Source organism: Bacteroidota bacterium (assembly GCA_016195025.1).
Taxonomy (GTDB): domain Bacteria; phylum Bacteroidota; class Bacteroidia; order Palsa-948; family Palsa-948; genus Palsa-948.
Genome location: JACQAL010000007.1, coordinates 1 through 23518 on the forward strand (window position 1 = coordinate 1; position 23518 = coordinate 23518).

25 protein-coding genes and 2 tRNA genes are annotated in these 23518 nt (G+C 40.5%); 11 read left to right on the forward strand and 16 right to left on the reverse strand.

From position 1 onward, the window contains the following. The 4 genes from HY063_01000 to HY063_01015 form a co-directional block, all read left to right on the forward strand. Window positions 1-888 (forward strand): cysteine desulfurase (locus HY063_01000; protein MBI3500350.1); only part of this gene is annotated, 888 nt, incomplete at its 5' end. 57 nt (window positions 889-945) lie between these two features. Beyond that, on the forward strand, window positions 946-1377 hold the full coding sequence (locus tag HY063_01005; GenBank protein MBI3500351.1) for a SufE family protein: 432 nt from the start codon (window positions 946-948) through the stop codon (window positions 1375-1377). Then, window positions 1374-1703 (forward strand): DUF59 domain-containing protein, encoded by a 330-nt coding sequence (locus HY063_01010; GenBank protein ID MBI3500352.1) that lies wholly within the window; start codon window positions 1374-1376, stop codon window positions 1701-1703. The genes HY063_01005 and HY063_01010 overlap by 4 nt, the downstream gene beginning before the upstream one ends. Further along, window positions 1703-2212 carry a DUF2480 family protein gene (locus tag HY063_01015; GenBank protein ID MBI3500353.1) on the forward strand — a complete coding sequence of 170 codons (510 nt, stop codon included), beginning with the start codon at window positions 1703-1705 and terminating at the stop codon, window positions 2210-2212. Before HY063_01010 ends, HY063_01015 begins: the two co-directional genes overlap by 1 nt. On the opposite strand, the gene HY063_01020 is transcribed toward HY063_01015, so the two are convergent. Both HY063_01020 and HY063_01025 read right to left on the reverse strand, forming a co-directional pair. Then, window positions 2209-3216 carry an amidohydrolase gene (locus tag HY063_01020; protein ID MBI3500354.1) on the reverse strand — a complete coding sequence of 336 codons (1008 nt, stop codon included), beginning with the start codon at window positions 3214-3216 and terminating at the stop codon, window positions 2209-2211. The two genes, HY063_01015 and HY063_01020, sit on opposite strands and share 4 nt — an antisense overlap. Before the next feature lies 1 nt (window position 3217). Beyond that, on the reverse strand, window positions 3218-3565 hold the full coding sequence (locus tag HY063_01025; GenBank protein MBI3500355.1) for a hypothetical protein: 348 nt from the start codon (window positions 3563-3565) through the stop codon (window positions 3218-3220). A gap of 88 nt (window positions 3566-3653) precedes the next feature. On the opposite strand from HY063_01025, the gene HY063_01030 reads away from it, so the two are divergent. Further along, window positions 3654-4187, forward strand: coding sequence for a CvpA family protein (locus HY063_01030; protein MBI3500356.1), 534 nt, complete (start codon window positions 3654-3656; stop codon window positions 4185-4187). Here the strand turns inward: HY063_01030 and HY063_01035 are convergent. Beyond that, complete coding sequence (locus tag HY063_01035) at window positions 4184-5377, reverse strand: phosphoglycerate kinase (GenBank protein ID MBI3500357.1); 1194 nt, start codon at window positions 5375-5377, stop codon at window positions 4184-4186. The genes HY063_01030 and HY063_01035 overlap by 4 nt on opposite strands. 113 nt (window positions 5378-5490) lie before the next feature. On the opposite strand from HY063_01035, the gene holB reads away from it, so the two are divergent. Next, window positions 5491-6624 carry a DNA polymerase III subunit delta' gene (gene holB / locus HY063_01040; protein MBI3500358.1) on the forward strand — a complete coding sequence of 378 codons (1134 nt, stop codon included), beginning with the start codon at window positions 5491-5493 and terminating at the stop codon, window positions 6622-6624. Then, complete coding sequence (locus HY063_01045; protein ID MBI3500359.1) at window positions 6621-7187, forward strand: UbiX family flavin prenyltransferase; 567 nt, start codon at window positions 6621-6623, stop codon at window positions 7185-7187. The genes holB and HY063_01045 overlap by 4 nt, the downstream gene beginning before the upstream one ends. 3 nt (window positions 7188-7190) lie before the next feature. Here HY063_01045 and HY063_01050 read toward each other — a convergent pair whose 3' ends face one another. The 5 genes from HY063_01050 to HY063_01070 are packed head-to-tail and all read right to left on the reverse strand — an operon-like array spanning window position 7191 to window position 12459. After that, window positions 7191-8189, reverse strand: coding sequence for an NAD(P)H-dependent glycerol-3-phosphate dehydrogenase (locus HY063_01050; GenBank protein MBI3500360.1), 999 nt, complete (start codon window positions 8187-8189; stop codon window positions 7191-7193). Beyond that, window positions 8186-9715 (reverse strand): lysine--tRNA ligase, encoded by a 1530-nt coding sequence (gene lysS, locus HY063_01055; protein MBI3500361.1) that lies wholly within the window; start codon window positions 9713-9715, stop codon window positions 8186-8188. Before lysS ends, HY063_01050 begins: the two co-directional genes overlap by 4 nt. A gap of 52 nt (window positions 9716-9767) precedes the next feature. After that, window positions 9768-10466: a response regulator transcription factor gene (locus tag HY063_01060; protein MBI3500362.1), complete on the reverse strand. Its 699-nt coding sequence runs from the start codon at window positions 10464-10466 to the stop codon at window positions 9768-9770. Further along, on the reverse strand, window positions 10463-10879 hold the full coding sequence (locus HY063_01065) for a DUF559 domain-containing protein (protein MBI3500363.1): 417 nt from the start codon (window positions 10877-10879) through the stop codon (window positions 10463-10465). The genes HY063_01060 and HY063_01065 overlap by 4 nt, the downstream gene beginning before the upstream one ends. After that, window positions 10876-12459, reverse strand: coding sequence for a HAMP domain-containing histidine kinase (locus HY063_01070; GenBank protein ID MBI3500364.1), 1584 nt, complete (start codon window positions 12457-12459; stop codon window positions 10876-10878). Before HY063_01070 ends, HY063_01065 begins: the two co-directional genes overlap by 4 nt. A gap of 141 nt (window positions 12460-12600) precedes the next feature. On the opposite strand from HY063_01070, the gene HY063_01075 reads away from it, so the two are divergent. Both HY063_01075 and HY063_01080 read left to right on the forward strand, forming a co-directional pair. Then, window positions 12601-13584: a T9SS type A sorting domain-containing protein gene (locus HY063_01075; protein ID MBI3500365.1), complete on the forward strand. Its 984-nt coding sequence runs from the start codon at window positions 12601-12603 to the stop codon at window positions 13582-13584. 101 nt (window positions 13585-13685) lie between these two features. Next, window positions 13686-15128: an aldehyde dehydrogenase gene (locus HY063_01080; protein MBI3500366.1), complete on the forward strand. Its 1443-nt coding sequence runs from the start codon at window positions 13686-13688 to the stop codon at window positions 15126-15128. On the opposite strand, the gene HY063_01085 is transcribed toward HY063_01080, so the two are convergent. From HY063_01085 to HY063_01100, 4 genes are all read right to left on the reverse strand, one after another. Then, window positions 15123-15407 (reverse strand): hypothetical protein, encoded by a 285-nt coding sequence (locus HY063_01085; protein ID MBI3500367.1) that lies wholly within the window; start codon window positions 15405-15407, stop codon window positions 15123-15125. The genes HY063_01080 and HY063_01085 overlap by 6 nt on opposite strands. A gap of 81 nt (window positions 15408-15488) precedes the next feature. Next, window positions 15489-15562 (reverse strand) — tRNA-Ala (locus tag HY063_01090). Window positions 15563-15596: 34 nt separating this feature from the next. Continuing rightward, window positions 15597-16988 (reverse strand): MBL fold metallo-hydrolase, encoded by a 1392-nt coding sequence (locus HY063_01095; protein ID MBI3500368.1) that lies wholly within the window; start codon window positions 16986-16988, stop codon window positions 15597-15599. Window positions 16989-17125: 137 nt separating this feature from the next. Beyond that, window positions 17126-17213, reverse strand: a tRNA-Ser gene (locus tag HY063_01100). Between the two features lie 57 nt (window positions 17214-17270). Here HY063_01100 and HY063_01105 point away from each other — a divergent pair. Next, window positions 17271-19715: a caspase family protein gene (locus HY063_01105; protein MBI3500369.1), complete on the forward strand. Its 2445-nt coding sequence runs from the start codon at window positions 17271-17273 to the stop codon at window positions 19713-19715. Window positions 19716-19717: 2 nt separating this feature from the next. Here the strand turns inward: HY063_01105 and gatC are convergent, their stop codons facing one another. From gatC to HY063_01125, 4 genes are all read right to left on the reverse strand, one after another. Then, complete coding sequence (gatC, locus tag HY063_01110; GenBank protein ID MBI3500370.1) at window positions 19718-20014, reverse strand: Asp-tRNA(Asn)/Glu-tRNA(Gln) amidotransferase subunit GatC; 297 nt, start codon at window positions 20012-20014, stop codon at window positions 19718-19720. A gap of 124 nt (window positions 20015-20138) precedes the next feature. Continuing rightward, window positions 20139-20882, reverse strand: coding sequence for a 1-acyl-sn-glycerol-3-phosphate acyltransferase (locus HY063_01115; GenBank protein ID MBI3500371.1), 744 nt, complete (start codon window positions 20880-20882; stop codon window positions 20139-20141). A 21-nt stretch (window positions 20883-20903) separates the two neighbouring features. Then, window positions 20904-21614, reverse strand: a complete 711-nt coding sequence (gene rnc, locus HY063_01120; GenBank protein ID MBI3500372.1) for a ribonuclease III — start codon at window positions 21612-21614, stop codon at window positions 20904-20906. 117 nt (window positions 21615-21731) lie between these two features. Next, window positions 21732-22280 carry a 3-hydroxyanthranilate 3,4-dioxygenase gene (locus HY063_01125; GenBank protein MBI3500373.1) on the reverse strand — a complete coding sequence of 183 codons (549 nt, stop codon included), beginning with the start codon at window positions 22278-22280 and terminating at the stop codon, window positions 21732-21734. A 155-nt stretch (window positions 22281-22435) separates the two neighbouring features. Between HY063_01125 and HY063_01130 the strand changes: the two genes are divergently transcribed. Beyond that, window positions 22436-23452 (forward strand): WG repeat-containing protein, encoded by a 1017-nt coding sequence (locus HY063_01130; GenBank protein MBI3500374.1) that lies wholly within the window; start codon window positions 22436-22438, stop codon window positions 23450-23452. Window positions 23453-23518: the final 66 nt, after the last annotated feature.

Genomic DNA, 23518 nt, shown 5'->3' on the forward strand with positions numbered 1-23518 from the left:
GAAATGGAACACCATAGTAACATCCTTCCTTGGCAAACACTATGTGAAGAAAAAGGCGCGGTACTAAAAGTAATCCCAATAAATGATGCGGGAGAATTAAGAATAGATGAGTTCAAAAAATTGTTGAGTGAAAAAACAAAACTAGTTGCACTCTCGCATGTTTCGAATACGCTCGGAACAATTAATCCCATAAAGGAAATTATTTCACTTGCTCATTCTAAAAATATTCCAGTACTTGTTGATGGTGCGCAGGCAATCCCGCACAGGAAAGTGGATGTTCAAGATTTGGACGCGGACTTCTATTGCTTCAGCGGACATAAAGTTTACGCGCCAACGGGAATTGGTGTTCTATACGGAAAAGAGGAATGGCTGAATAAACTTGCGAACTATCAGGTTGGAGGAGGTACAATTAAAACAGTCACATTTAATAAAACTCAGTATGAGGCATCTCCTCTTCGCTTCGAAGCAGGCACTCCAAATATTGAAGGAGCCATCGGTCTTGCAAGTGCACTGGATTATATAAGTGGAATTGGTCTCGATAAAATTTCTGAATACGAACATGAATTGCTGAAATACGCTGAAGAAAAAATTTCTGCAATTGATGGAGTGAAAATTATCGGCACAGCAAAAGAAAAAGCCAGCGTGTTGTCGTTTGTGGTGGATGCCGTGCCGGCAGGTAGGCAGGGAATTCATCCGCTCGACATCGGCACACTGCTCGATGCTCAAGGAATTGCAGTGCGGACAGGGCATCACTGCACACAACCGCTTATGTATTGCTACAAAATAAATGGAACCATTCGCGCGAGTTTTTCTTTTTATAATACAAAAGAAGAAATAGATTTTTTTGCGAAGGCATTAATTAAATCCATAGAACGAATACGCCACTGATTACACTAATTATCACAGATTAAATCAGTGTGAATCTGAGAAATCTGTGGCTGAAAAATGACAGAAGAGAAAACGATAGAAAGCGCTGAACAAGAACTCATAGAGGAATTCTCCATGTTTGAAGATACATTTGACAAATTCGGATACCTGATTGACTTGGGAAAAAATCTGAAACCATTGGAAGAATCACTGAAAACAGAAAACAGATTAATCAAGGGATGCCAGGCACACGTATGGCTCTATAGCGAATTGAAAGACGGGAAAATTTTTTTCAAAGCCGATGCAGACGCAGATTACGCACGAGGATTAGTTGCGATGATGATTCGCGTTCTGTCAGGACACACGCCCGATGAAATCATGAACGCACCTTTGAATTTTATAGAAGCAATTGGTTTAAAAAATATGCTGTCGATGAAACGGGCAGGCGGACTGGCAAGCATGATAAAGCAAATGAAACTGGATGCGTTGGTTTATAAATCAAAAGTATGAGCGCAATTATCATAACACAAAATACTGAACTCACACAAAGAGTAATTGATGTGCTCAAAACATGCTTTGATCCCGAAATTCCTGTAGACATCTGGGAACTCGGATTGATTTATGAAATCAAATTGGACGAACAAAATAATCTCGAAGTAAAAATGACGTTGACTTCTCCATCTTGCCCCGTTGCTGAATCACTTCCCCCGGACGTGGAAGGAAAATTAAAATCCATAGAAGGAATAAAATCTGCAAAAGTGATTTTAACCTTCGAACCACCATGGACAAAAGAAATGATGAGTGAAGTGGCGCAAGTGGAATTAGGTTTCATGTGATGGAAAAAGAAATTGTAAATAGAGTAGAACAAAGCGGGTTAACAGAAATTAACCTGGAAGATTTTTATCCGAAAGGAGAACGCGCGTTGATTGATGTAAAAGAAAATTTATTCCAGGGCTTAATTCTGAAAGAAAAAGATTTCCGTGAGTTTGTGAAGAGCGAGAATTGGGAAAAGTATAAAAACAAATTCGTTGCGATTACTTGTTCTGCCGATGCGATTGTTCCCACTTGGGCGTACATGCTCATCGCGACTTCACTTCAACCTTTTGCAAAAAATTTTGTATTCGGGGATTTAAAAATACTGGAAACAGTTTTATTTCTCGAATCACTTTCTAAAATAAATCCCGAAGAGTTCAGAGATAAAAAAATTGTGATAAAAGGTTGCGGAAATTTTCCTGTTCCTGAAAGCGCTTATGTAGAACTCACACGCATTCTTACTCCCGTTGCGAAAAGCATTATGTTCGGAGAACCGTGCTCGACCGTTCCGGTAATGAAAAGAAAAGATTAAATAAATTTTTCTTTTTTCATACCCAGCCATTCCAGCGCAGAACCGCTCAAAAGTTTTTCTTTCATTTCATCACTGAAGTTCATTTCGCGAATTAATTTTCCCGGTTCATTTTCTCCTAGTGGAAACGGGTAATCGCTTCCGAGCGCGACACGATTTGCTCCGACAAGTTTTATAATATACCTCAGCATTTCTTCATTATGCGTTAAAGAATCCAGCCAGAATTTTCCAAGATATTCTTTTGGATTTTTTTTGTTGTCAACGGCTACTAAATCAGGACGAGATGCAAAACCATGTTCAATTCTTCCAATCGTTGCCGGAAAACTTCCGCCTCCGTGCGCGAACGCTACGCGAAGTTTCGGCAAACGCTCGAACACTCCGCCAAAAATCATGGAGCAAATCGCAAGAGAAGTTTCTGCAGGCATTCCGACTAACCAGGGCAGCCAGTATTTTTTCATTTTATCTGTTGACATCATATCCCAGGGATGAACGAAGATGGACATATTCATTTCTTCACATGCCTGAAAAACCGGAAAAAGATTTTCATCATTCAGGTTCCAATCGTTCACGTGCGAACCAATTTGAATTCCTGCAAGACCAATTTTTTTACATCGCTCCAATTCTTTTATTGCAAGTTGGGATGATTGAAGAGGAATTGTCCCCAGTCCCACAAAACGTTTTGGATATTTAAAAACAATTTCTGCAATGTGATCGTTGAGATATTTTGAGACTTCGAGGCAATCCTGCGCTTTCGCCCAGTAAGAAAACATTACGGGGATTGTTGAAAGCACCTGAACATTCACACGATGATGCTCGCATTCTTTCATTCTTGTTTCTGCACTCCAGCAGTTGTCTTCAATCTCGCGAAAAAATTTTCCGTCCACCATCATTTTCGCACAGCAGGGCTTGTGATGCTCCAAAGAAATAAATCCTCCGTAACCAAATTTTTTTTTGAAGTCGGGAAGATTTTCCGGAATGATGTGCGTATGAATATCTATCGTGAACATATCAATTGTCAAATGTCATATTTTTCTGGAAATAGAGAACGATTGCTTGCTTGATCAATCTTTCCTGTTCCATCGGCCTGAGTGAAGGAAGTTTTTCTGTAGATTTCCAGTGCGGCCAGCCGTCAGCATCTTTCCCTTCATATATATAGTAGCCGTAATCTTCCAGCAGCGAACAAACTGCGATGTGCATGAGTCCGAGTTTTTCGTCTTTGGAAAAAACTTTGTGTCCTTTACCAAGTTCCTGAACTCCTATGAGAAATAAAACCGCTTTCAAATCTATTTCTTCTCCAAACTGTGACGAAAGTTGTTTAATTATTTTTTGCAATTCAATTTCTATCTCTGCATCCATGTTACAAATTTAGTTTTTACACTTGATCATGTTGAAAGAATATGTTTTCACATCTGTCTTCTTCCTTTCGTCTTCCTACTTTTGAATCATGAGTTATATAGATATTATTTTAATAATTCCCCTCCTTTGGGGATTGTACAAAGGATTTTCGAAAGGATTAATTATTGAAGTTGCATCGCTCGCAGCTTTTGTTTTAGCAGTATGGGGGGGAATAAAATTTTCGGATTTTCTTTCCGAATGGATGAAAAATTCTTTTGACTGGACTTCAAAATATCTTCCGGTAATTTCTTTCGCGATAATTTTTATTGGAATTCTGATTTTGGTTTTTTCAACTGCAAAACTGCTCGAAAGATTTGTGAAGGCAGCAGCACTTGGATTTGCAAATAAACTTGCGGGAGGAATTTTCGGAATGCTGAAGTTCGGATTAATTCTGAGCGTTTTGATTTTTGTTCTGAACGCGATTGAAAAAAATGTTCAGCTTATTCCTTCCGAAACAAAACACGCTTCCTTATTATATGAACCTGTTGGAAAAATCGCTCCGCTGATAATTCCTGGTTTAAGAGAAAGTAAATTGCAAAATATTTTTCCTGATTCCGTGAATGTAAATCTGAAAGTGCCTTAATTTTTTTCCACTGCCTCTACTCCGGGCAGAATTCCGTTCTCAATATATTCAAGCAGCGCGCCACCGCCCGTAGAAACATAACTCACTTTATCTCCAAGATGATATTTGTTGATGGCGGCAACCGAATCTCCTCCGCCAATTAAAGAATATGCGCCATTCGAAGTTGCTTTCACAATTGCTTCGGCAATGAATTTTGTTCCGTGAGAAAAATTTTCCATTTCAAAAACGCCCATCGGTCCGTTCCATAAAATTGTTTTCGATTTTGAAATTACCTCTGAAAATATTTTTTCTGTCTGCTCGCCAATGTCAAGCCCCATCCATCCATCGGGAATATTTTTTATATCGGAAGTTTTTTTATTCGCATCGTTGGAAAAATTATCTGCGATAATGGAATCAACGGGAATATAAATATTCGCGCCTTTTTCTTTTGCGACATTCAAAATGCTGGTTGCGTTTTCTATTCTGTCTTCTTCCACCAATGATTTTCCAACCTTGCCACCTTGCGCTTTTACAAATGTGAAAGCCATTCCTCCACCAATAATAATGTTGTCTGCCTTTTTCAAAAGTTGTTCAAGAATTAAAATCTTATCTGAAACTTTTGCCCCACCCATAATCGCAGTGAACGGTTTCTGTGCTTCGTTCAAAACTTTGTTTATGCTGGCGAGTTCTCCGCTCATCACATAGCCGAAACATTTTTTATCCGGGAAAAACTTTGCAATCACTGCCGTGCTTGCATGAGCCCGATGCGCTGTTCCGAAAGCATCGTTCACATAAAAGTTTCCGAGTTCAGAAAGTTTTTTTGCAAATGCCTCATCGCCTTTCTCTTCCTCTTTATAGAAGCGTAAATTCTCGAGCAACAAAACCTCGCCATTTTTTAAGGAAGATGAAAATTTTTTTGCTTCTTCTCCTATGCAATCATTGGCGAATTTCACACTCGTTCCTAAAAGTTTGGAAAGGTGATTCTCTATGTGTTTCAAAGAATATTTTTCTTCCGGTCCGCCTTTTGGCCTTCCAAGATGAGACATCAGCACAACACCTCCCCCGTCTTTAAGAATTTTTTTGATAGTAGGAATAGCCGCGCGGATTCTTGTGTCATCGGTCACATTAAATTTATCATCCAGCGGAACATTGAAATCAACACGGATGAGCACGCGCTTGCCGGAGAAATTAAAATTGTCAATCGTCTTCATAGGTTACGAATAACTAATCTTTACGAATATTACGAATTATTTTCGTGGCAAAAATAAATATTACCGCGAATACACCTTCATTAGTATATTCGTAAAAGATTAGTATTTAGTAGATGTTATTCTCAAATATCATAGGACAAACCGAAGTAAAAGAACGGCTCACTCATTCTGCTCAGACCGGACGAGTGAGTCACGCCCAATTATTTTTGGGGCAAGAAGGAACTGGCGCACTTCCTCTTGCAATTGCGTATGCGCAGTTGCTTCTCTGTAAAAATAAAACTGCAAATGATTCCTGTGGAAAATGTCCGTCTTGCCTTAAGTGTAAAAAATTAATTCATCCCGACATTCATTTTGTTTATCCGGTTGCTTTGTCAAAAGAAATTCGCATGAGCAGCGATGTTGCGGCTGAATGGCGCGAAGCATTTTTAGAAAATTCCTATTTGAATTTATCCGATTGGTTCAGCCATATTTCGGCTGAGAACAAACAGCCGGTGATTGGAGTGGAGGAGAGCGCGGAAATTCTGCGCAAACTTTCTCTCACCACTTACGAAGGAGAATTCAAGATGATGATTATCTGGCATCCTGAAAAAATGAATGTGCAGGCAGCAAATAAACTTTTAAAAATTTTGGAGGAACCATCCGATAAAACTATTTTTCTTTTGGTTTCTGAAAATGAAGAACAGCTTTTGCGAACAATTGTTTCACGAACTCAATTGATAAAAGTAAATCGCCTCAGCGATGAAGAAATTAAAAATGCTTTGATTGAAAAAGGAATCGCAGAAAATGACGCAGCAAAAATTTCTTATTTCGCAGCCGGAAATTACAATACGGCATTAAAACTCATAGCAGAAAATACAGAAGAAAATTTTTATCTGCGGCAGTTTCGCGAATGGATGAGAATGTGTTTTAGGATGGATGTAGTTGGAATAATTTCCTGGACGGAAGAAATTGCCAATGCGAAATTCGGACGGGAGAACCAGAAAAAATTTCTTTCTTTCGGAATAAATATTATCCGTGAGTGTTTAGCCGAAATATATGGCGATAAAAAACTTCTGCGCGTAGTGGGAGAAGAATTGGATTTTGTTCAGAAACTTTCTACAAAATTAGACGGAAACATTTGTAAAAAATTATCAGATGAGTTGAACGAGGCAATTCTTCACATAGAAAGAAACGGCAACGCAAAAATTATTTTTACAGATTTATCTTTGAAGTGCGCACGAATAGTCAAGCAAACTCAGCCAGCATGAAAAAGCAAAAGATTGTAGTTGGAATTACGGGCGCAAGCGGTTCCATTTACGCGAAAGTACTGCTGGAAAAACTGCAGCAGCTCAAATCGCAGGTGGAAGAAGTAGGGGTTGTAATGAGCGATAATGCAAAAGAAGTTTGGAGAACAGAATTAGGAGACAATGGTTATGAAAAAATAAAATTCAAGATTTATGACAAAAATAATTTTCATGTTCCGTTTGCTTCCGGCTCATCCGATTTCAGAACAATGATTGTTTGCCCGTGTTCCATGGGAACGCTCGCGAGAATTGCAAGTGGAGTTTCAAATGATTTAATTACGCGCGCTGCGGATGTGATGCTTAAGGAAAGAAGAAAATTAATTTTAATTCCCCGCGATACACCACTTAGTTTAATTCATATCAACAACATGAAAACAATTACTGAAGCGGGAGGAATTATTTGTCCTGCCTCTCCGTCCTTCTATAGCAATCCGAAAACTTTTGAAGACCTTGCTTCCACAGTAATTGACCGTGTGCTTGATTTGTGTGGGCTGGATGTGAAAATGTATCGGTGGGGAAAAAAATAATTTTCAGGATAGTTTATCGGAAAGAATCCTCATCTCCACCATCGGAGAAATCTTTTCGTATAGGATATGATACGCTGCATCTGTAATCGGCATTTCAACTTTATACTGCTTGTTGATTTCGTGCACGCACTTCACGCCATAGTATCCTTCGGCAACCATATTCATTTCCGCCATAGCGGATTTTACCGAATATCCTTTTCCGATCATACTGCCGAAAGTTCTGTTTCGGCTGAACTGAGAATAAGCAGTCACCAGCAAATCTCCGAGATACGCAGAGTCTTTTATATCACGCATGATGGGATGAACTGCATCTACAAATCTTTTTATTTCTCCAATCCCGTTTGAAATGAGCACAGAAAGAAAATTATCTCCATAACTAAGTCCATGACAAATTCCGGCAGCAATTGCAATCACATTTTTCAGAACGGCAGAATACTCTGTTCCGTAAATATCATCGCTCACTGAAGTTTTTATATACCGGCAGGAAAGTTTTTCAGCAAGAAATTTTGCGCTCTCCTGGTTTTGCGATGCGATGGTGAGATAGGAAAGTTTTTCCATCGCCACTTCTTCCGCGTGCGAGGGACCTGCAATGATTCCGATATTTTCTATCGGCACGTTGTAAATCTGATTGAAGAATTCCGCTATGATTAAATTGTGTTCAGGTACAATTCCTTTAATCGCAGAAAATATTTTTTTATTTTTCAAATCGTTCGCTTTCATAGGAGAAAGCGATTCTTTCAGAAACGCGGACGGAACCGCCATTATCAGCACATCGGATCTTGAAACTATTTCTTTTAAATCAGAACTTACGGAAATCTTTTTCGCTTCAAACTCTACAGATGAAATATAATTCGGGTTGTGGTGATATTTCTGAATATAATTTGCTGTTTCGGAATTTCTAACCCACCAATTTACGCTTTCAACATTACTGCAAATAATTTTTACGATGGCGGTAGCCCAGCTTCCTCCGCCAATCACTCCAATATTTTTTTCTGAACTCACTCTGATTTTTTTTCTTCAGAAGTTTTTTCAGGGCGCATCTGCGGAAAAAATAAAACATCCTGTATGCTCGGAGAATTTGTCATCAGCATACAGAGTCGGTCAATCCCGATTCCGATTCCGGATGTGGGAGGCATGCCGTATTCAAGCGCGCGGAGAAAATCATAATCAATATACATTGCTTCCTCATCACCGCGTTCCATTAATTTTATTTGCTCTTCAAAACGTGCGCGCTGGTCGAGCGGGTCGTTCAATTCGGTGTAAGCATTTGCAATTTCTTTTCCGTTCACCATTAATTCAAAGCGCTCCACCAATCCATTTTTGCTTCTATGTTTTTTAGTGAGCGGGCTCATTTCTATAGGGAAATCAATAATGAAAGTGGGCTGAATAAATTTTCCCTCGCACTTCTCTCCGAAAATTTCATCCACTAATTTACCTTTCCCCATTGATGCTTCTGTGTGAATTCCCAATTGCTTGCACACACCGCGCAGTTGTGTTTCATCCATTCCACTAATGTCAATTCCTGTTTCTTCTTTGATTGCATCGGATAGAGAAATTCTTTTGAAAGGCGCTTTGAAATTTATTTTTTGTTCTCCAACCTGTACATCGGTTGTTCCATGCAACTCCATCGCAACTTTTTCCAGCATACGTTCGGTAAAATCCATCATCCAGAAATAATCTTTATACGCCACATAAAATTCCAGGATGGTAAATTCAGGATTATGCGTGCGGTCCATTCCCTCGTTGCGGAAGTTGCGCGAAAACTCGTAGACAAAATCGTATCCGCCAACAATCAGTCGCTTCAAAAAAAGTTCGTTCGCAATGCGCAAATAAAACGGAACATCCAGCGCATTGTGATGCGTGACAAACGGACGAGCGGCTGCACCGCCCGGAATATTTTGCAGAACAGGCGTGTCCACTTCGAGCGCCCCGCTTTCATCCAGAAAATTGCGAATGGTTTTTATTATTTGCGTGCGCTTCACAAAAGTTTCTTTCACACTTGTGTTCACCACCAAATCCGCATAGCGATGCCGGTATTTGAATTCGGGGTCGGTTACTTCATCGTGCGCTTTTCCTTCTGCATCTAATTTTACAATGGGAAGCGGCTTCAACGTTTTGCAGAGAAGTTTGAGCGATGTAACGTGAATGGAAATCTCTCCGACCTTCGTGGTAAAAACAAAACCGGTTACGCCAATGATATCGCCAATGTCAAGAAGTTTTTTGAAAAGAGAATCGTAAACAGTTTTGTCTTCACCCGGACAAATATCATCTCGCCTCACGTAAAGTTGAATTCTTCCCGTAGAATCCTGCAGAGAAGCGAAGCATGCTTTTCCCATATCGCGCACACTCATGATGCGCCCCGCGATGGAAATATTTTTATAATCGGTTTTGTTGCGCTCGTAATTTTCGAGAATGTCTTTTGCTGAAGCATTCACTTCAAACTGCTCGGGCGGATAGGGATTGATGTCGAGTTTTATAATCTCGTCTAACTTTTGCCTGCGTAAAATTTCCTGTTCTGATAATTCCATACCTTATTATATAGGAAAGCAAATATAATCCTAAAGAGTAAACAGCAAACTATTAAGCAATCAACTTAAATCCTCTTCCATGAATGTTCAGGATTTCCACCTTCGTGTCTTCGCTCAAATATTTCCGGAGTTTAGAAATATAAACATCCATGCTTCGCGCTGAGAAATAAGAATCATTTTGCCAGACGGTGCGCAGCGCAAAATTCCTGTCGAGCACATCATTTGAATTTAAGCAGAGAAGTTTCAGAAGGTCGGCTTCTTTCGTAGTAAGTTCAATTGTTTCTTTTCCTTTTATTTCGAGGGTGCGTTCGGAATAATTAAATTTGAATTTTCCTATTTTAAATTCATTCTGCTCCGATTGCCTGAGCGTTTGGTTTTTCACTCTGCGGAGAATGGCATTAATCCGCAACAAAAGCTCTTCCATGCTGAATGGTTTCGTAATGTAATCATCCGCGCCTGCGGTGAATCCTTCAATCGCATCTTCCTTCATGGATTTTGCCGTGAGGAAAACAATGGGAATATTTTTATCTGCCGAACGGATTTCGCGCGCGAGTGCAAAGCCGTCTTTAATCGGCATCATCACATCGAGCAAACATAAATCAAATCCGTTTTTATTAAAAAAGTCAAGCGCTTCTTTTCCGTTTGTGGCGAGTTTGGTTTCGTAACCTTTTGCTTCGAGGTATTCGCGCAAAAGATTTCCGAGATTGCGGTCGTCTTCTGCGAGAAGAATTGAAATTTTTTCTTTGTTCATGAAATTTCCCCTCTTGAGAGGGGCAGGGGTGTGTTGGTTAATGTTTCTTTTTGTTCTATATATTTTTCAATTGCCAAGATTACATTATCAATTCCTGTTAAAACCTCTTCGTCTGTAAATCTTAAAACAGAAATTCCAAGTTCATTCAAGCGTTTTTCTTTTTCAGCATCTTTCTTTTGTACTTCTTCAGTCGTATGAGTATATCCGTCCACTTCTATGCCAAGCATCAATTCATGACAAAAGAAATCTAAAATATATTCATCAATGGGTTTTTGCCTGTGAAAATCATATCCTTTAATTTGTTTTCCCTTTACATACATCCACAATTTAATTTCTGCCTGCGTACTTTTATTGCGCATGTTTCTTGCGTATTCTTTTAGCTTTGGATTATATGCAATAATTTTTCTTTTCATTTTGACACACCCCCTTCCCCCTCTCGAGAGGGGATAAAAATTTTAAAAGTAGTGCCGCGGCCAATTTCGCTTTCTATGGAAATGTTTCCACCGTGTTTCTCCACAGCGGCTTTCACATAACTCAAACCAAGTCCGAATCCTTTTACGTTGTGAATATTACCCGTTGGAACGCGGTAAAAGTTTTCAAATATTTTTTTCTGGTTCTCTTTGCTGATTCCAATTCCGCTATCTGCAACCGAAATCTGAATTCCTCCATTCAGGTTTACAGTGGAAATTTTTATCTGCGGCTTGTATTCGGAATATTTCAGCGCGTTGTCAACCAGGTTATAAATAATATTTGTGAGATGGATTCTGTCGGCAAATAAAATATTCTGTTCTGCTTTTTCGTCAACAATAATTTCTCCTTCGCGTTTTTCAACCTGCAGGCGAATGTTGCTGATTGCGCGGTCAATGATTTCATGCACATCCACTTCCTGCGGGCGAAGCTTGAATTGGCCTTTGTCCAGCACAGCCGTTTGCAAAATATTTTCAACGAGCAAACCAAGCCGCTGATTTTCTTCTTTGATAATTTGCGAGTAGTGTGTAATTTTTTCTTTTGATTTTTCCACCGATGAATCATTCAGCATTTCAGTTGCAAGAGAAACCGTAGAGATGGGTGTTTTCAGCTCATGCGTCATGTTATTTATAAAATCATTTTTAATGTCGGAAAGTTTTTTCTGTTTCAATATTGTTGAAACCGTATAGTAAAAAGAAAAAATAATTATGAGAATCAAAATTCCAGAGCCGGTCAGCATGAGCCACATGGTTTGGAGAATGTAATTTTTCTCTGAAGGAAAATATACGCCAAGATATTTTGGTGAAATAAAAACATTATCGGGAGCAAGATTTATTTTATAAGATGAATTCATTATTTCTTTCTGCGATTCGACTTTGGTTCCTGCGGGAAAATAGCTGTATCCAGCATTGTAAATTCCAAATTGATACTCTGCTTTAATTCCGTTGTCGAGCAGTTCTGCTTTCAGAATGGAATCAATCAGCAGCGTATCCACTTTGTCATTGTATCCTTTATAAATATTTATGCTTACGAGTTCGTCAAAAATATCGCTCACCATGTCTGACTGTTTCATCATCCACTGAAAGCGGTCATCCGAAGAATCAATATGTGTGATGGTGAAGGGCTCGCTGCTTTCGGTATTTATGTTCACGCCAATTCCTGCCACACCGGCAGAATCATTCGTAAAAGTTTTTTTTCTTGTCTTGTGCAGTGTAACTCCTGCCGAGTCAGTGGTCATCTCCTCAAAAATTTTTATCGCGCGCGAAGTGTCTCCGCTCATCGAATCTGCTTTCAGCATCCAGCGCATTCCCTGTTTGCGAAGATTTAATCGTCTTTTTATTTTTGAAGCGGCATTTTGTTTTTCCAATTTGTAAACCACATTGCTCAGCGCGTCATTCACGTTCATGGAAAAATGCTGGCTGCGCATGGTGAATGCGTTGTTTATCCAGTAGAGTTGCGTAAAAATCAGTCCAAGCAAAGCGATTCCCGCAAGTGTAGTAATGATTCCTATATTTTTTCTGCTCATTGCTTACAAAGATAACTTTTACCTATGGAAAATCTTTCGCTTAACATTTTTTAACATTCATTAACGAGGCGTTAACAGCATTTCATGATTTGATGAGTTACATTTGTTTCAGAAAAGGAAATCCAAACAAAAAATTTTACCATGAAAAAATTTACAACATTTCTCCGAAACAACACGGCTGTGATTGTTTCTGTTCTCGCAGTAGTTCTTGTTACCGCAACAGGAATTACAATTGCGCAGAATAAAAGTAATGGTCCGGTGAAAGTAAAAATTGTGAAGATTGTAGATGGCGATACCATTACGATTGAAAAAACCATGGACGAAGCAAGTGTGAAAGATTTCACGAAGCAATTTGAAAACATAAATGGGAAAAATGTTCAGGTGATGATTACGGTGGAAGATGTGAACAAGGATGAGAAAAATAAATCCGCACAGTCCATGCATTTTAATTTTGATATGGACAGCACCACTTCAAAAGCGTTTGCGAAAGCATTTGTGTTTTCAGGCGATTCGCTCAAGGAATTAAATTTCGATGACAGCATTTTCAAAAGCATTCCTAAAAATTTCAAATTCGATTTAAACTTCGATGATAAAGGAATCATGAATGATTTTGATTTCGACATCAACACGGATGATAATGGTAAAGTGATTATCAAAAGCGGAAAAGAAAAAACAATTGTCATCAACGGAGACAAAGACAATACTTCCATCAGCAAATCGGAAAATAATTCAGGAAAATCAAAATCAAAAACTATTGTTATAAATGATGACAAAGGCAAGAAAAAGAAAATGATTGTTACAACTTCTGTGGTAGTAATGGATATGGATGATGATAAAAGCGATGATGTTTACAAGTCCAACAGAAAAAAATCTAAAGATGAAACCGAATTCAGTTTTTATCCCAATCCTTCCGATGGAAATTTTATTCTCGAATTGAACCTGGATGAGAAAGAACCTGCACAGATAAAAATCACGGATATGGATGGCAAGGAAATGTATAATGAAAAACTGTCAGGAAACGGAATGGTGAGCAAGACAATTAACCTCAACGGAAAGAAGGGCACGTTTATTGTAACAATAAGGCAAGGCAAAAAAATCACGAGTAAGAAAATCATCATTGAATAAGACCTCCGATTCCTCGGAGGCAATATCCTACCAAAAAGAGCAATCAATGATGATAGAGTCCCCCGAGAAATCGGGGGATTTCTTTTTTTATAAATTTACTCATGCAAAAAATCCTGAACTACATCAACGGAGAATTGACAGAGCCGGTTGGAAAAAAATATCTCGACAATTATAATCCCGCCACCGGAAAAGTTTATTCGCTCATTCCTGATTCAGATGAAAAAGATGTTCAATTCGCAGTGGATTCCGCGCTGAATGCTTTTCCAAAATGGTCTTCAACAAAAAAAGATGACCGCGCGAAAGTGATGATGAAAATTGCCGGACTCATTGATAAAAATTTTGACCGCCTTGCTGTTGCCGAATCAACCGACCACGGCAAACCCGTTTGGCTCGCCAAGATGGTAGACATTCCACGCGCTTCCGCGAACATGCAGTTTTACGCTACGGGAATCATGCACTTTGCTTCCGAAGCGCATGCGATGGAAGATAGTGCAATCAATTATACACTCCGCGAACCAATCGGAGTTGCCGGTTGTATTTCTCCCTGGAATTTTCCGCTCTATCTTTTTACCTGGAAGATTGCTCCTGCAATTGCTTCGGGATGCACGGTGGTTGCAAAGCCGAGCGAAGTTACCCCGATGACCGCTTATCTTTTTTCTAAACTCTGCATGGAAGCCGGTTTGCCGAAAGGAGTGTTGAATATTGTTCACGGGCTTGGAAGCAAAGCAGGAAGTGCGATTGTTTCTCATCCGAAAATTTCTGCAATATCATTTACAGGTGGAACCATAACAGGAAAATCAATCGCATCAATGGCCGCGCCCATGTTCAAAAAACTTTCGCTCGAACTCGGAGGAAAAAATCCCAACATCATTTTTGCAGATTGCAATTTTGAAAATGCGGTGAAGACAAGTTTGCTTTCTTCTTTTTCCAACCAGGGAGAGATTTGCTTATGCGGTTCAAGAATCTTCATAGAGAAACCGCTCTATGAAAAATTCAAAACAGCATTTGTAGAGAAAACAAAAACAATGAAAGTGGGAAATCCTGCGGACGATTCCAGCAAACTCGGGGCAATTGTTTCCAAAGTACATTTTGAGAAAATTCTTTCTTATATCGAACTTGCAAAAAAAGAAGGAGGAAAAATTTTATGCGGAGGAAATGCTGTAAATCCAGGCGGGGAATTTTCCGGAGGATGGTACATCGCTCCGACTGTCATTGAAGGACTACCGTACGACTGCAGAACCAATCAGGAAGAAATTTTTGGTCCTGTTGTAACGCTCACTCCTTTTGCAACCGAAGAAGAAGTTTTAAAATATGCCAACTCCACGCAATACGGATTAGCGGCAACTATCTGGACAGAAAATCTTACACGCGCTCATCGCATGGCAGAAAAAGTTCATTCGGGAATTATCTGGATCAACTGCTGGCTCGTTCGCGACCTGCGCACCCCATTCGGAGGAATGAAAGGAAGCGGAGTGGGAAGAGAAGGCGGCTTTGAAGCGCTGCGTTTTTTTACCGAACCGAAAAATGTTTGTGTAAAACTATAGCAACTCCGAGAAAAAATATTCCTCTTTCAGAAATTCTTTATAGTCGGCAAGGTTTGCCATGATTTGAAGTTCGCAGAAGCGCGCATTGAATTCAAAATCATTTTTGATTTTATTTAATTCATTCAAGCGGAAGCGGTCAAAATTCAGAATTGACTGCGCTTCATCCTCTGAAAGTTTTTCATCTCGGAATTCTTTTGCTTTCAGGTCAGAAATTGTGACAGGATTTTCCCCGTTGTATTCGGCAAAATAATTTTTGTAAATATCGGCTCTGTTTTCCATAAGGCAAAAATATTTCAGATGTTTACAAGAAAAAAATATTCCCGAATGATTTATTAACAAAGAAAAGTTAGGAAGGAGTTGTGGAGAATGGGGGAGTCGAACCCCCGACCTTATGCATGCCATGCATACGTTCTAGCCAACTGAACTAATTCCCCAATCAAAAAATGTGAGGCAAAAATAAAAAGTTAATTAAACAGATGTTTCCGCGGAAACCTCTATGGGCGCATCTGTATATTTTATCTGGTTGATGCCCCCATATACATTCATTATATTTTCAAATCCTTTTGCTTTCAGGATTGAGGCTGCGGTGACTGAGCGATTACCGCTGGCACAATAAATAAGGTAACTTTTATTTTTAGAAAGTGTACTTAAATTTTGGGGAAGAGAAGCCAGTTCAATATGTTCTGAGTTTTTCACATGCGATATTTCAAATTCTCCCGGCCTTCTCACATCAAGAATATTTTCTCTTCCTGATTTTATCCGTTGTGCAAATTCTTGCGGAGTAATTGATACCACTTTATCTACGGGATTTCCTGCCTCTACCCAGGAATTAATTCCCCCCTTCAAATATCCTTTTACGTTTTCGTATCCAACCCTTGCAGCGCGGAGAATGGATTCATATTCTTTTCCTTCTTCGGTAACTAATACTAATGGTTGGTTAATATCAATCAACGTTCCAATCCAAACCGCGTAGGTTCCGTTCAGCCCAATATTCATGGCGCCTTTGATAAAACCTTTCTCAAATACATTTGGAGTTCTTGTGTCAAGAATTAATGCGCCATTTGCAATTTCTTTTTTCACATCTTCCGAAGAAAGTGGTTTTAGGTTGCGCTTCATCACTTCCTCAATGTTATCATATCCGTTTTTATTTATCATCGCGTCTTTGAAAAAATATTGCGGAGGAGCAGATAATCCATCCGTCACCACTTTGATAAAATTTTCGCGCGTCATTTCCTGTAAAGCGTAGTTGATTTTTTTCTGCTGCCCGATGGTGCTGAAAGTTTCCTTGGAAATATTTTTTCCGCAGGCGGAGCCGGCACCGTGCGCAGGATAAACAATCACGTTATCGGGAAGCGTTTTAATTTTTTTGTTCAGCGAATCGTACATCATGGAAGCCAATTCCTCTTTTGTCTTTTTTCCATCAAGAAGGTCCGGTCGTCCAACATCTCCTATGAAAAGAGTGTCTCCTGTAAAAACACAATACTCTTTTCCGTTCTCATCAAACAAAAGATAGCAGGAAGATTCAGGAGTATGCCCGGGAGTATGCAGAACTTTTATTTTTATTTTCCCGATAGAAAAAATTTCTTCGTCCTTCGCATTCTGCACATCGTAATTTGTTTCTGCAAGAGGACCAAAAATAATTTTTGCTCCGGTTTTTTTCGCCAAATCAATATGCCCCGAAACAAAATCGGCATGGATGTGTGTTTCAAAAACGTATTTGAGTTTCGCTCCGGTAGTTTTTAATTTTTCAAGATAAGGTTCTGTTTCACGGATGGGATCAATAATCACGGCTTCGCCATTGCTTTCTATGTAATAAGCGGCTTCGGCAAGGCAGTTGGTATATAGTTGTTCAACTTTCATTGATAAATTAAAATACAAAAATAGATAATATAAAGTATGGCGTAGGAAACAAGATTATGAGAAATATTATTTTCTAACAACTATTTTTCTGAATTACTATTTCAAAATCAAATATTTTCAGAATAAAAATCCGGATGCGGAAAGTGAGGGATTCGAACCCTCGATACGCTTTTGGCGTATACACGCTTTCCAGGCGTGCTCCTTAAACCACTCGGACAACTTTCCGGAAAAGGAAGGCGAAATTAAGAAATTAACCTGTTGCCGTTTTTGTACCTTCGTCTTATGAAAAAAATTTCTCTTTGTTTTTTTCTTTTCTCTTTTTCCTTTTTTCTTTCCTTCTCCCAGCCGCAAGTGGAATGGCAAAGTGATTTTTCAAAAAGCAACTACGACCGCCCTTATGGATTATGTGCAAATGCTATGGGAGAAATTATGGTGTGCGGAGAAACCTGGAACGATTCCAACCAAACCTATGACGGCACGGTTATGAAATTGGATTTTGCCGGAAATAAAATCTGGCAGAAGAATTTCGGTTATGGCGGCACCGAATATTTCACCTGCATTGCTGCGGTTTCGGGCGGCTATGTGCTCTGCGGAAAAACTTCTTCCAAGGGCGCGGGCTCCGATGATTTCTGGCTCGTGAAAATTGATGAAAGCGGAAATCTTCTCTGGGAAAAAACGTACGGCAGCAACTATGACGATAAAGCCCAATATGTTCTTGAAACAAAAACCGGAGACCTTCTTGTATGCGGAAATCAGATGACTGTTTCTTCAAGCAGCATTGCCGCATGGGTGCTGAAATTAAATTCCAGCGGAGAAAAAATCTGGGATAAAAAAATTGGCGGGCATTTCCGCTGCTATGCGCAATCGGCAGGCGAGATGGATGGTAAATTCATTATTGCGGGATACATTGAACCCAACTCTTATGACAAGGAAGAAAAATACAAGGAGAACAAAGCCCGCCTCACCGCGCTCGACCAGAATGGAAATACAGTGTGGGATAAAGTTTTTGTGGGAACAACAGACCCGAAAGGCGAAGAGAAAGATGATGAGTTTGCCGATGTAACCGTAAGCGGAAATGAAATAATTGCCTGCGGCTACAACGAATCAAAAAGCAAAAACGGCTATGAAGATATGTGGGTGATGAAACTGAATGCGCAGGGAGAAATGCAGTGGGAACAATTCTTCGGGGGAATTAATGAAGACAAAGCCACCGCGCTTGCAAAAACCGAAGACGGCATTGTGCTCTGCGGAAAAACCGAATCGCGCGAAACCGGAAGCACAGATATTTCCGTGGTGAAATTTTCCAATGAAGGAAAACTTTTATGGTCATCGCTCATCGGAAAAGAAATGAACGAATCGCCTTATAAAATAATTTCCACCGCTGACGGAGGATTTGCCATCGCTGCCGAAAAATGCACGCACTATAACTACGATTCAAAACCCGTGAAGTGCAGCATGAACATTATAAAACTGGCGGGCACTCCCGAAAAAAGCGTGGAGAATTATGTAAACCTGAAAGTGAAAGCATGGGAAAAGAAAGGCGAGTTTGAAAAAACCGATGCCTATCAAACACGTGTGAACGATGAGAACCGGAAAAAAATAATTGAGAAGCACACGCACGAAGCCATTGCCTATTATGCCGGAACCGCAGTTGATTTCAGCAAGAGCATGCTCGGCAACTACGATGCCGACAAAGAAGAATTTTCAGTAAGCATAAGCGGGCTGGGAAATTTTCCGGCAGCCGTATCGGTGGACAATGCGCAATCATTCAAGGAAAACTTTTCGTCCGTTCAGTTTGAAAACCCGGAATACTCCATTAAGGATGAGAAATTCCATTTGGAAAAAGTTTTGCTGGTGAACGGAGGAAAAGAATTTTCTTACAACGCAGAGAAAAATAAATTTATTCTTACAGGAGAAAGAAAAGCGCAGGCAGATTTATACCGCGGCACAGGCGACCCGCTCAAGGGATTGAATGTTTCCAAAACCAAATCGGTTTTTTCTCCCGGAAAATATTTCGCGCTGATTATTGGCGTGGATAATTACAAAGGAACCTGGCCCGCACTTCAAAATGCAGTGCACGATGCACAGGCGGTGGAACTGCTGCTGAAAAACAAATACAAGTTTGATAATTTCAAAACACTCTATGATGAGCAGGCAACGCGCGCCAACATCATGAACGCGCTCGAGTGGCTGGTGGACAATACGCAGGAGAATGACAACGTGTTCATTTATTATTCCGGGCACGGAGAGTTCAAAAAAGAACTGAACAAGGGCTACTGGGTTCCTGCCGATGCGCAAACGGCTTCGCTCTCCGCGTATATTTCGAACAACGACCTGCAGACATTTCTCGGAGGAATAAAATCAAAACACACGCTGCTGGTTTCAGATGCCTGCTTCAGCGGAGATATTTTCAGGGGGAATACGGTAACTGTAAAAATGGATTCGCCCGAAAAATATTATACCGAAACCTATAATTTAAAATCGCGGCAGGCAATGACATCGGGCGGAATTGAGCCGGTGATGGACGGAGGAAAAGAAGGGCATTCCATTTTTGCCTACTATTTTTTGCAGGCGCTGAAAAACAATGAAGGAACTTATTTAGATGCTTCGCAGTTATACGATAAATTAAAAATTCCCGTCACCAATAACTCTGAGCAGAAACCAAACCTGCAGCCGGTGAAAAATGCAGGCGATGAAGGAGGGCAGTTTATTTTTATAAGGAAATAGTATTATTTCTTCTCCACCACTTTCGGCACTTTGAAATAATCGGAATCCTTTTTCGGAGCGTTGCGCAGGGCTTCTTTCTGAGAAATGATTTGCTTCACTTCGTCTTCGCGCAGAATATTTTTTTCGTCATTCATATAAATGAGCGGCTCAATGCCTGTTGTGTCTAATTCATTTAACTTGCCCACAAATTCCAGCATGCGGTTTAAATCGTTTATGATTTCTTCTTTCTCTTTGCCGTTAAATTCCAGCCGCGCAAGGGTGGCGAGTTTGTCAACGGTGGATTCATTTATTTTAGACATTGGATTTTAGTTTTTGTTTTTCCCTTCTGAATATGTTTTTGGAAGAGTGGAAAGTTGGAAGGATGGAATAATGGAAAACAGCCAAATCCCTATTTTCCAATCTTCCGGTATTCCATCCTTCCATTTATTGATGCTGATTCAGCGAAGTTTGTATGCTGTGTTTTGTTTTCTCGCGTAAAGGTAGCAAATCCTCGTTGGTCATTCCGTGCGTGTGAATGGGAGGGCGTATAATAATTCGCGCAATGCCGGGCTTGCCGTGCGCTTTTAAAAATCCTCCGCTCTGCATAAGTTTCCAGTTGTCGGGGAAAACAAGCGGCACCACGGGAACCTGTTTGTCAATGGCAAGTTTGAACGCTCCGTTCTTGAAAGGAATTAATGTTCCGTTGGAAGAAATGGTGGCTTCGGGAAAAATAAAAACATTTTCACCGCGCTCAATCCGTTCCGCGGCTTCCACAAATGCGCGGTGCGAATCAACGGTGCTCTTGCGGTTTACTAAAATATTCATGCGCCTGAAAAAAATGCGGAAGAGCGGTGCCTTGTCGAGTTCCTGCTTTCCCACGAAAATAAAATAATGCGGAATGGCAACATAACTCAGCAGAATATCCAGATACGAGCAGTGATTGGAAACAAACACGCAGGGCTGCGGAATATTTTTTACATCGAGTTCATATTTCACCGAAGGAAAAATTCCCGCTCCGTAGCAAAGCCATTTCGCCCAGCCGCGCATGAGCAAAAATGCCGTGCCGAACCATTTTTTGCTCGAGAGCAGAACAAAAAAGAACGGGTATAGCAGGATGAGTGTAATTAGAAAGTTGAGGATGAACCACAATTTCCACAGCGCGCGCGGCAGGATGAGTAAAAAATTCATGACGATACTACGGCTGCGAAGTTAGGCAATTCCGAGTTTGACGCACGCATGCTCGGCAGAGAGTTGTTCGGCTTTTTTCTTGGAGATGTGCATTGCCTGCGAAATAAAATCATCGGCAATAAAAATTCCTATGGTGAAAAGGCGGTCGTATCCTCTTCCTTTTTCTTCCAGGACGCGGAAGTGCACGGGTTTTTTTTCGCGCTGGCTCCATTCAATGAGTTTGCTTTTGAAATCGGTTTCGGTCTCCAGAATTTTTTCCACGTCCACATGAAATTTCAGAATGCGGTGTAGAATAAATTTCTGCGTGAAGGAAAATCCTTTGTCGAGATAAATGGCGCCAACGAGTGCTTCAAAGGCATCGCCATGCATGGAAGTATGTTTTATGCCGGGGTCGCCCGACTGCGAAATGATTTTATTCAGCCCGAGTTTCACTGCCAGTTGATTCAAATGGTCGCGGCTCACCATCTTCGAGCGCATTTTGGTGAGGAAGCCCTCGTCCTTATAGGGAAATTTCAGGAAGAGAAATTCGGCTACGACAATGTTGAGAACAGAGTCGCCTAAAAATTCCAGCCGCTCGTTGCTGTCTTTTATTCCTTCTTTGAGTTCACGTGCCACCGAAGTATGTCGCAGCGATTGCGAATACAAAGAAAGATTGCTCGGAGAAAAGCCGAGAATATTTTTCAGCGCGTACTTTAATTTCTTTTCGTTCTCGGGAAGAAAAAAATCAAACATGGAAAGGTTGGAATAATGGAAGGGCGGAAGGATGGAGGGTTGGGAAAACAGCCATCTTCCAATCTTCCATCCATCCTTTCTTCCTTTTCATTCTGAAACTAAATTTCTTTTTTATGACTAATGCGTGGTTTCCTTCTCTTCTGCAACAACTTTTTTAGGGGGTTCCATTACTGTTCCGCATTTTTTGCACGTGCGGAATTCTTTGCTTCCGTAAAACCGCGCAAACACTTCCTGGAACTGCGTCATAATATTGGTGAGCGTAAAATATTCGTCATATAATTTATTGTTGCACTTCTCGCAATACCATTGCAAGCCGTCTTTTTCTCCTGCGCGCCTGGCGCGTTCAATCACCAATCCAACCGTGTTGGGTCCCCTGCGCGGTGAGTGCGGAACTTTTGGAGGAAGAAGAAAAATTTCTCCCTGCTTAATCGGAACATCCACTGCTTTTCCGTCCTGCTGCGTGCCCACTTCAATATCGCCTTCGAGCTGGTAAAAAAATTCTTCGCTCTCGTTGTAGTGATAATCCTTGCGCGCATTGGGCCCGCCCACCACCATGATGATAAACTCGGTGTCTTTGTACACAACTTTGTTGCCTACGGGCGGCTTGAGCAAGTGGCGGTTTTCGTCAATCCACTTTTTAAAATTGAGAGGAGATTGTACTGGCATGTTTTTAGTTTTTTTAATAGTGCAAATTACAACTTTTTTAATGTTTTGAACTATTCATCGTTCAAAATCTTTTTCCGTTATTATTTCTCTTACGAAAAAAAATTTTTAGCATTGCCAACTTTATCAGATATTTGCAACCCAATAAAACAAAACCCATGAAAGCAAGAATATTGAAGTCCGTTTTTGTTTCTGTATTTGCGTTGATTTCTTTTTCGCTTTTCGCAGAAGAAGCGCTTTTCCCCATAGAGGAGAAAGGGAAATTCGGCTACATCAACAAATCAGGAAAGGTGGTCATTGCTCCGCAATATGATTATGCCGAAACTTTTTCGGAAGGATTGGCGGCAGTGAGCGCTGGCGGAAAACGCGGCTTCATCAACGAAACCGGCAAAATGGTGATTGAAGCGCAGTTCGATAAAACCACTCCTTTCTCCGAAGGAATGGCTAGCGGAAAAAAATCGGGCAAGTGGAGTTACTTCGACAAAACCGGAAAAACAATTACGGAACCAACCTGCGATTACGCCTATAAATTTTCTGACGGGCTTGCGCGCCTGCAGGTGGGAAGCAAAATGGGCTATATAGATAAAACCGGAAACTTTGTGATTAAGGCGGAGTACGATGGCGCGTATGATTTTTCTGAAGGGCTTGCGCGCGTGAAGAAAGGAAACAAGTGGGGATTCATAGACAAAACCGGGAAGGCGGTGATTGATTTTCAGTTTGACGATTGTTTTGATTTCATGGAAGGAATGGCAAACGTGCGCAAGGGAGATGAAAACACCGGCAAGTGGGGATTCGTAGACAAAACCGGAAAGACGGTGATTGATGTGAAGTTCGACCGTGTGTGGCCTTTTTCCGAAGGCATGGCGCTGGTGCGCGTGGGTGATTTCAAAAAAGGGAAATACGGATACATGAACAAGTCGGGTGAAATTGTGATTCCGCCTACGTTCACGGGCGGAGATTATTTCAAGGAAGGACTGGCGTGCGTGTCCACCAGTTTGGATACCAAGAATCCAAACTTTCAATTCATAGACAAAAAAGGAAACATAGTCATCACTAAAAATTTTAAATACCTCACCACGTTTAAAAACGGGCTGGCAAAAGTTTCTTCTTCCGATTTGAAAGCGGGCTACAGCAACGGCTACATTGACAAAACCGGAAAATATGTGTGGCCCTGATGTTGAAATTCCAATTATTAATTTTCCAAATTACAAAATCCAATTTTATGCAGATTAAAAACATAG

Coding starts and splice junctions, on each gene's coding strand:
- HY063_01025 (MBI3500355.1), bottom strand. CDS start 3,565: ATGGATGCAGAGATAGAAATTGAATTGCAAAAAATAATTAAACAACTT.
- HY063_01085 (MBI3500367.1), bottom strand. CDS start 15,407: ATGGAAAACAGAGCCGATATTTACAAAAATTATTTTGCCGAATACAAC.
- HY063_01115 (MBI3500371.1), bottom strand. CDS start 20,882: ATGAATTTTTTACTCATCCTGCCGCGCGCGCTGTGGAAATTGTGGTTC.
- HY063_01075 (MBI3500365.1), top strand. CDS start 12,601: ATGAAAAAATTTACAACATTTCTCCGAAACAACACGGCTGTGATTGTT.
- HY063_01105 (MBI3500369.1), top strand. CDS start 17,271: ATGAAAAAAATTTCTCTTTGTTTTTTTCTTTTCTCTTTTTCCTTTTTT.
- HY063_01130 (MBI3500374.1), top strand. CDS start 22,436: ATGAAAGCAAGAATATTGAAGTCCGTTTTTGTTTCTGTATTTGCGTTG.
- HY063_01045 (MBI3500359.1), top strand. CDS start 6,621: ATGAAAAAGCAAAAGATTGTAGTTGGAATTACGGGCGCAAGCGGTTCC.
- HY063_01125 (MBI3500373.1), bottom strand. CDS start 22,280: ATGCCAGTACAATCTCCTCTCAATTTTAAAAAGTGGATTGACGAAAAC.
- HY063_01005 (MBI3500351.1), top strand. CDS start 946: ATGACAGAAGAGAAAACGATAGAAAGCGCTGAACAAGAACTCATAGAG.
- HY063_01020 (MBI3500354.1), bottom strand. CDS start 3,216: ATGTTCACGATAGATATTCATACGCACATCATTCCGGAAAATCTTCCC.
- HY063_01015 (MBI3500353.1), top strand. CDS start 1,703: ATGGAAAAAGAAATTGTAAATAGAGTAGAACAAAGCGGGTTAACAGAA.
- lysS (MBI3500361.1), bottom strand. CDS start 9,715: ATGGAATTATCAGAACAGGAAATTTTACGCAGGCAAAAGTTAGACGAG.
- HY063_01010 (MBI3500352.1), top strand. CDS start 1,374: ATGAGCGCAATTATCATAACACAAAATACTGAACTCACACAAAGAGTA.
- holB (MBI3500358.1), top strand. CDS start 5,491: ATGTTATTCTCAAATATCATAGGACAAACCGAAGTAAAAGAACGGCTC.
- HY063_01035 (MBI3500357.1), bottom strand. CDS start 5,377: ATGAAGACGATTGACAATTTTAATTTCTCCGGCAAGCGCGTGCTCATC.
- HY063_01095 (MBI3500368.1), bottom strand. CDS start 16,988: ATGAAAGTTGAACAACTATATACCAACTGCCTTGCCGAAGCCGCTTAT.
- HY063_01070 (MBI3500364.1), bottom strand. CDS start 12,459: ATGAGCAGAAAAAATATAGGAATCATTACTACACTTGCGGGAATCGCT.
- HY063_01065 (MBI3500363.1), bottom strand. CDS start 10,879: ATGAAAAGAAAAATTATTGCATATAATCCAAAGCTAAAAGAATACGCA.
- HY063_01080 (MBI3500366.1), top strand. CDS start 13,686: ATGCAAAAAATCCTGAACTACATCAACGGAGAATTGACAGAGCCGGTT.
- HY063_01060 (MBI3500362.1), bottom strand. CDS start 10,466: ATGAACAAAGAAAAAATTTCAATTCTTCTCGCAGAAGACGACCGCAAT.
- HY063_01030 (MBI3500356.1), top strand. CDS start 3,654: ATGAGTTATATAGATATTATTTTAATAATTCCCCTCCTTTGGGGATTG.
- rnc (MBI3500372.1), bottom strand. CDS start 21,614: ATGTTTGATTTTTTTCTTCCCGAGAACGAAAAGAAATTAAAGTACGCG.
- gatC (MBI3500370.1), bottom strand. CDS start 20,014: ATGTCTAAAATAAATGAATCCACCGTTGACAAACTCGCCACCCTTGCG.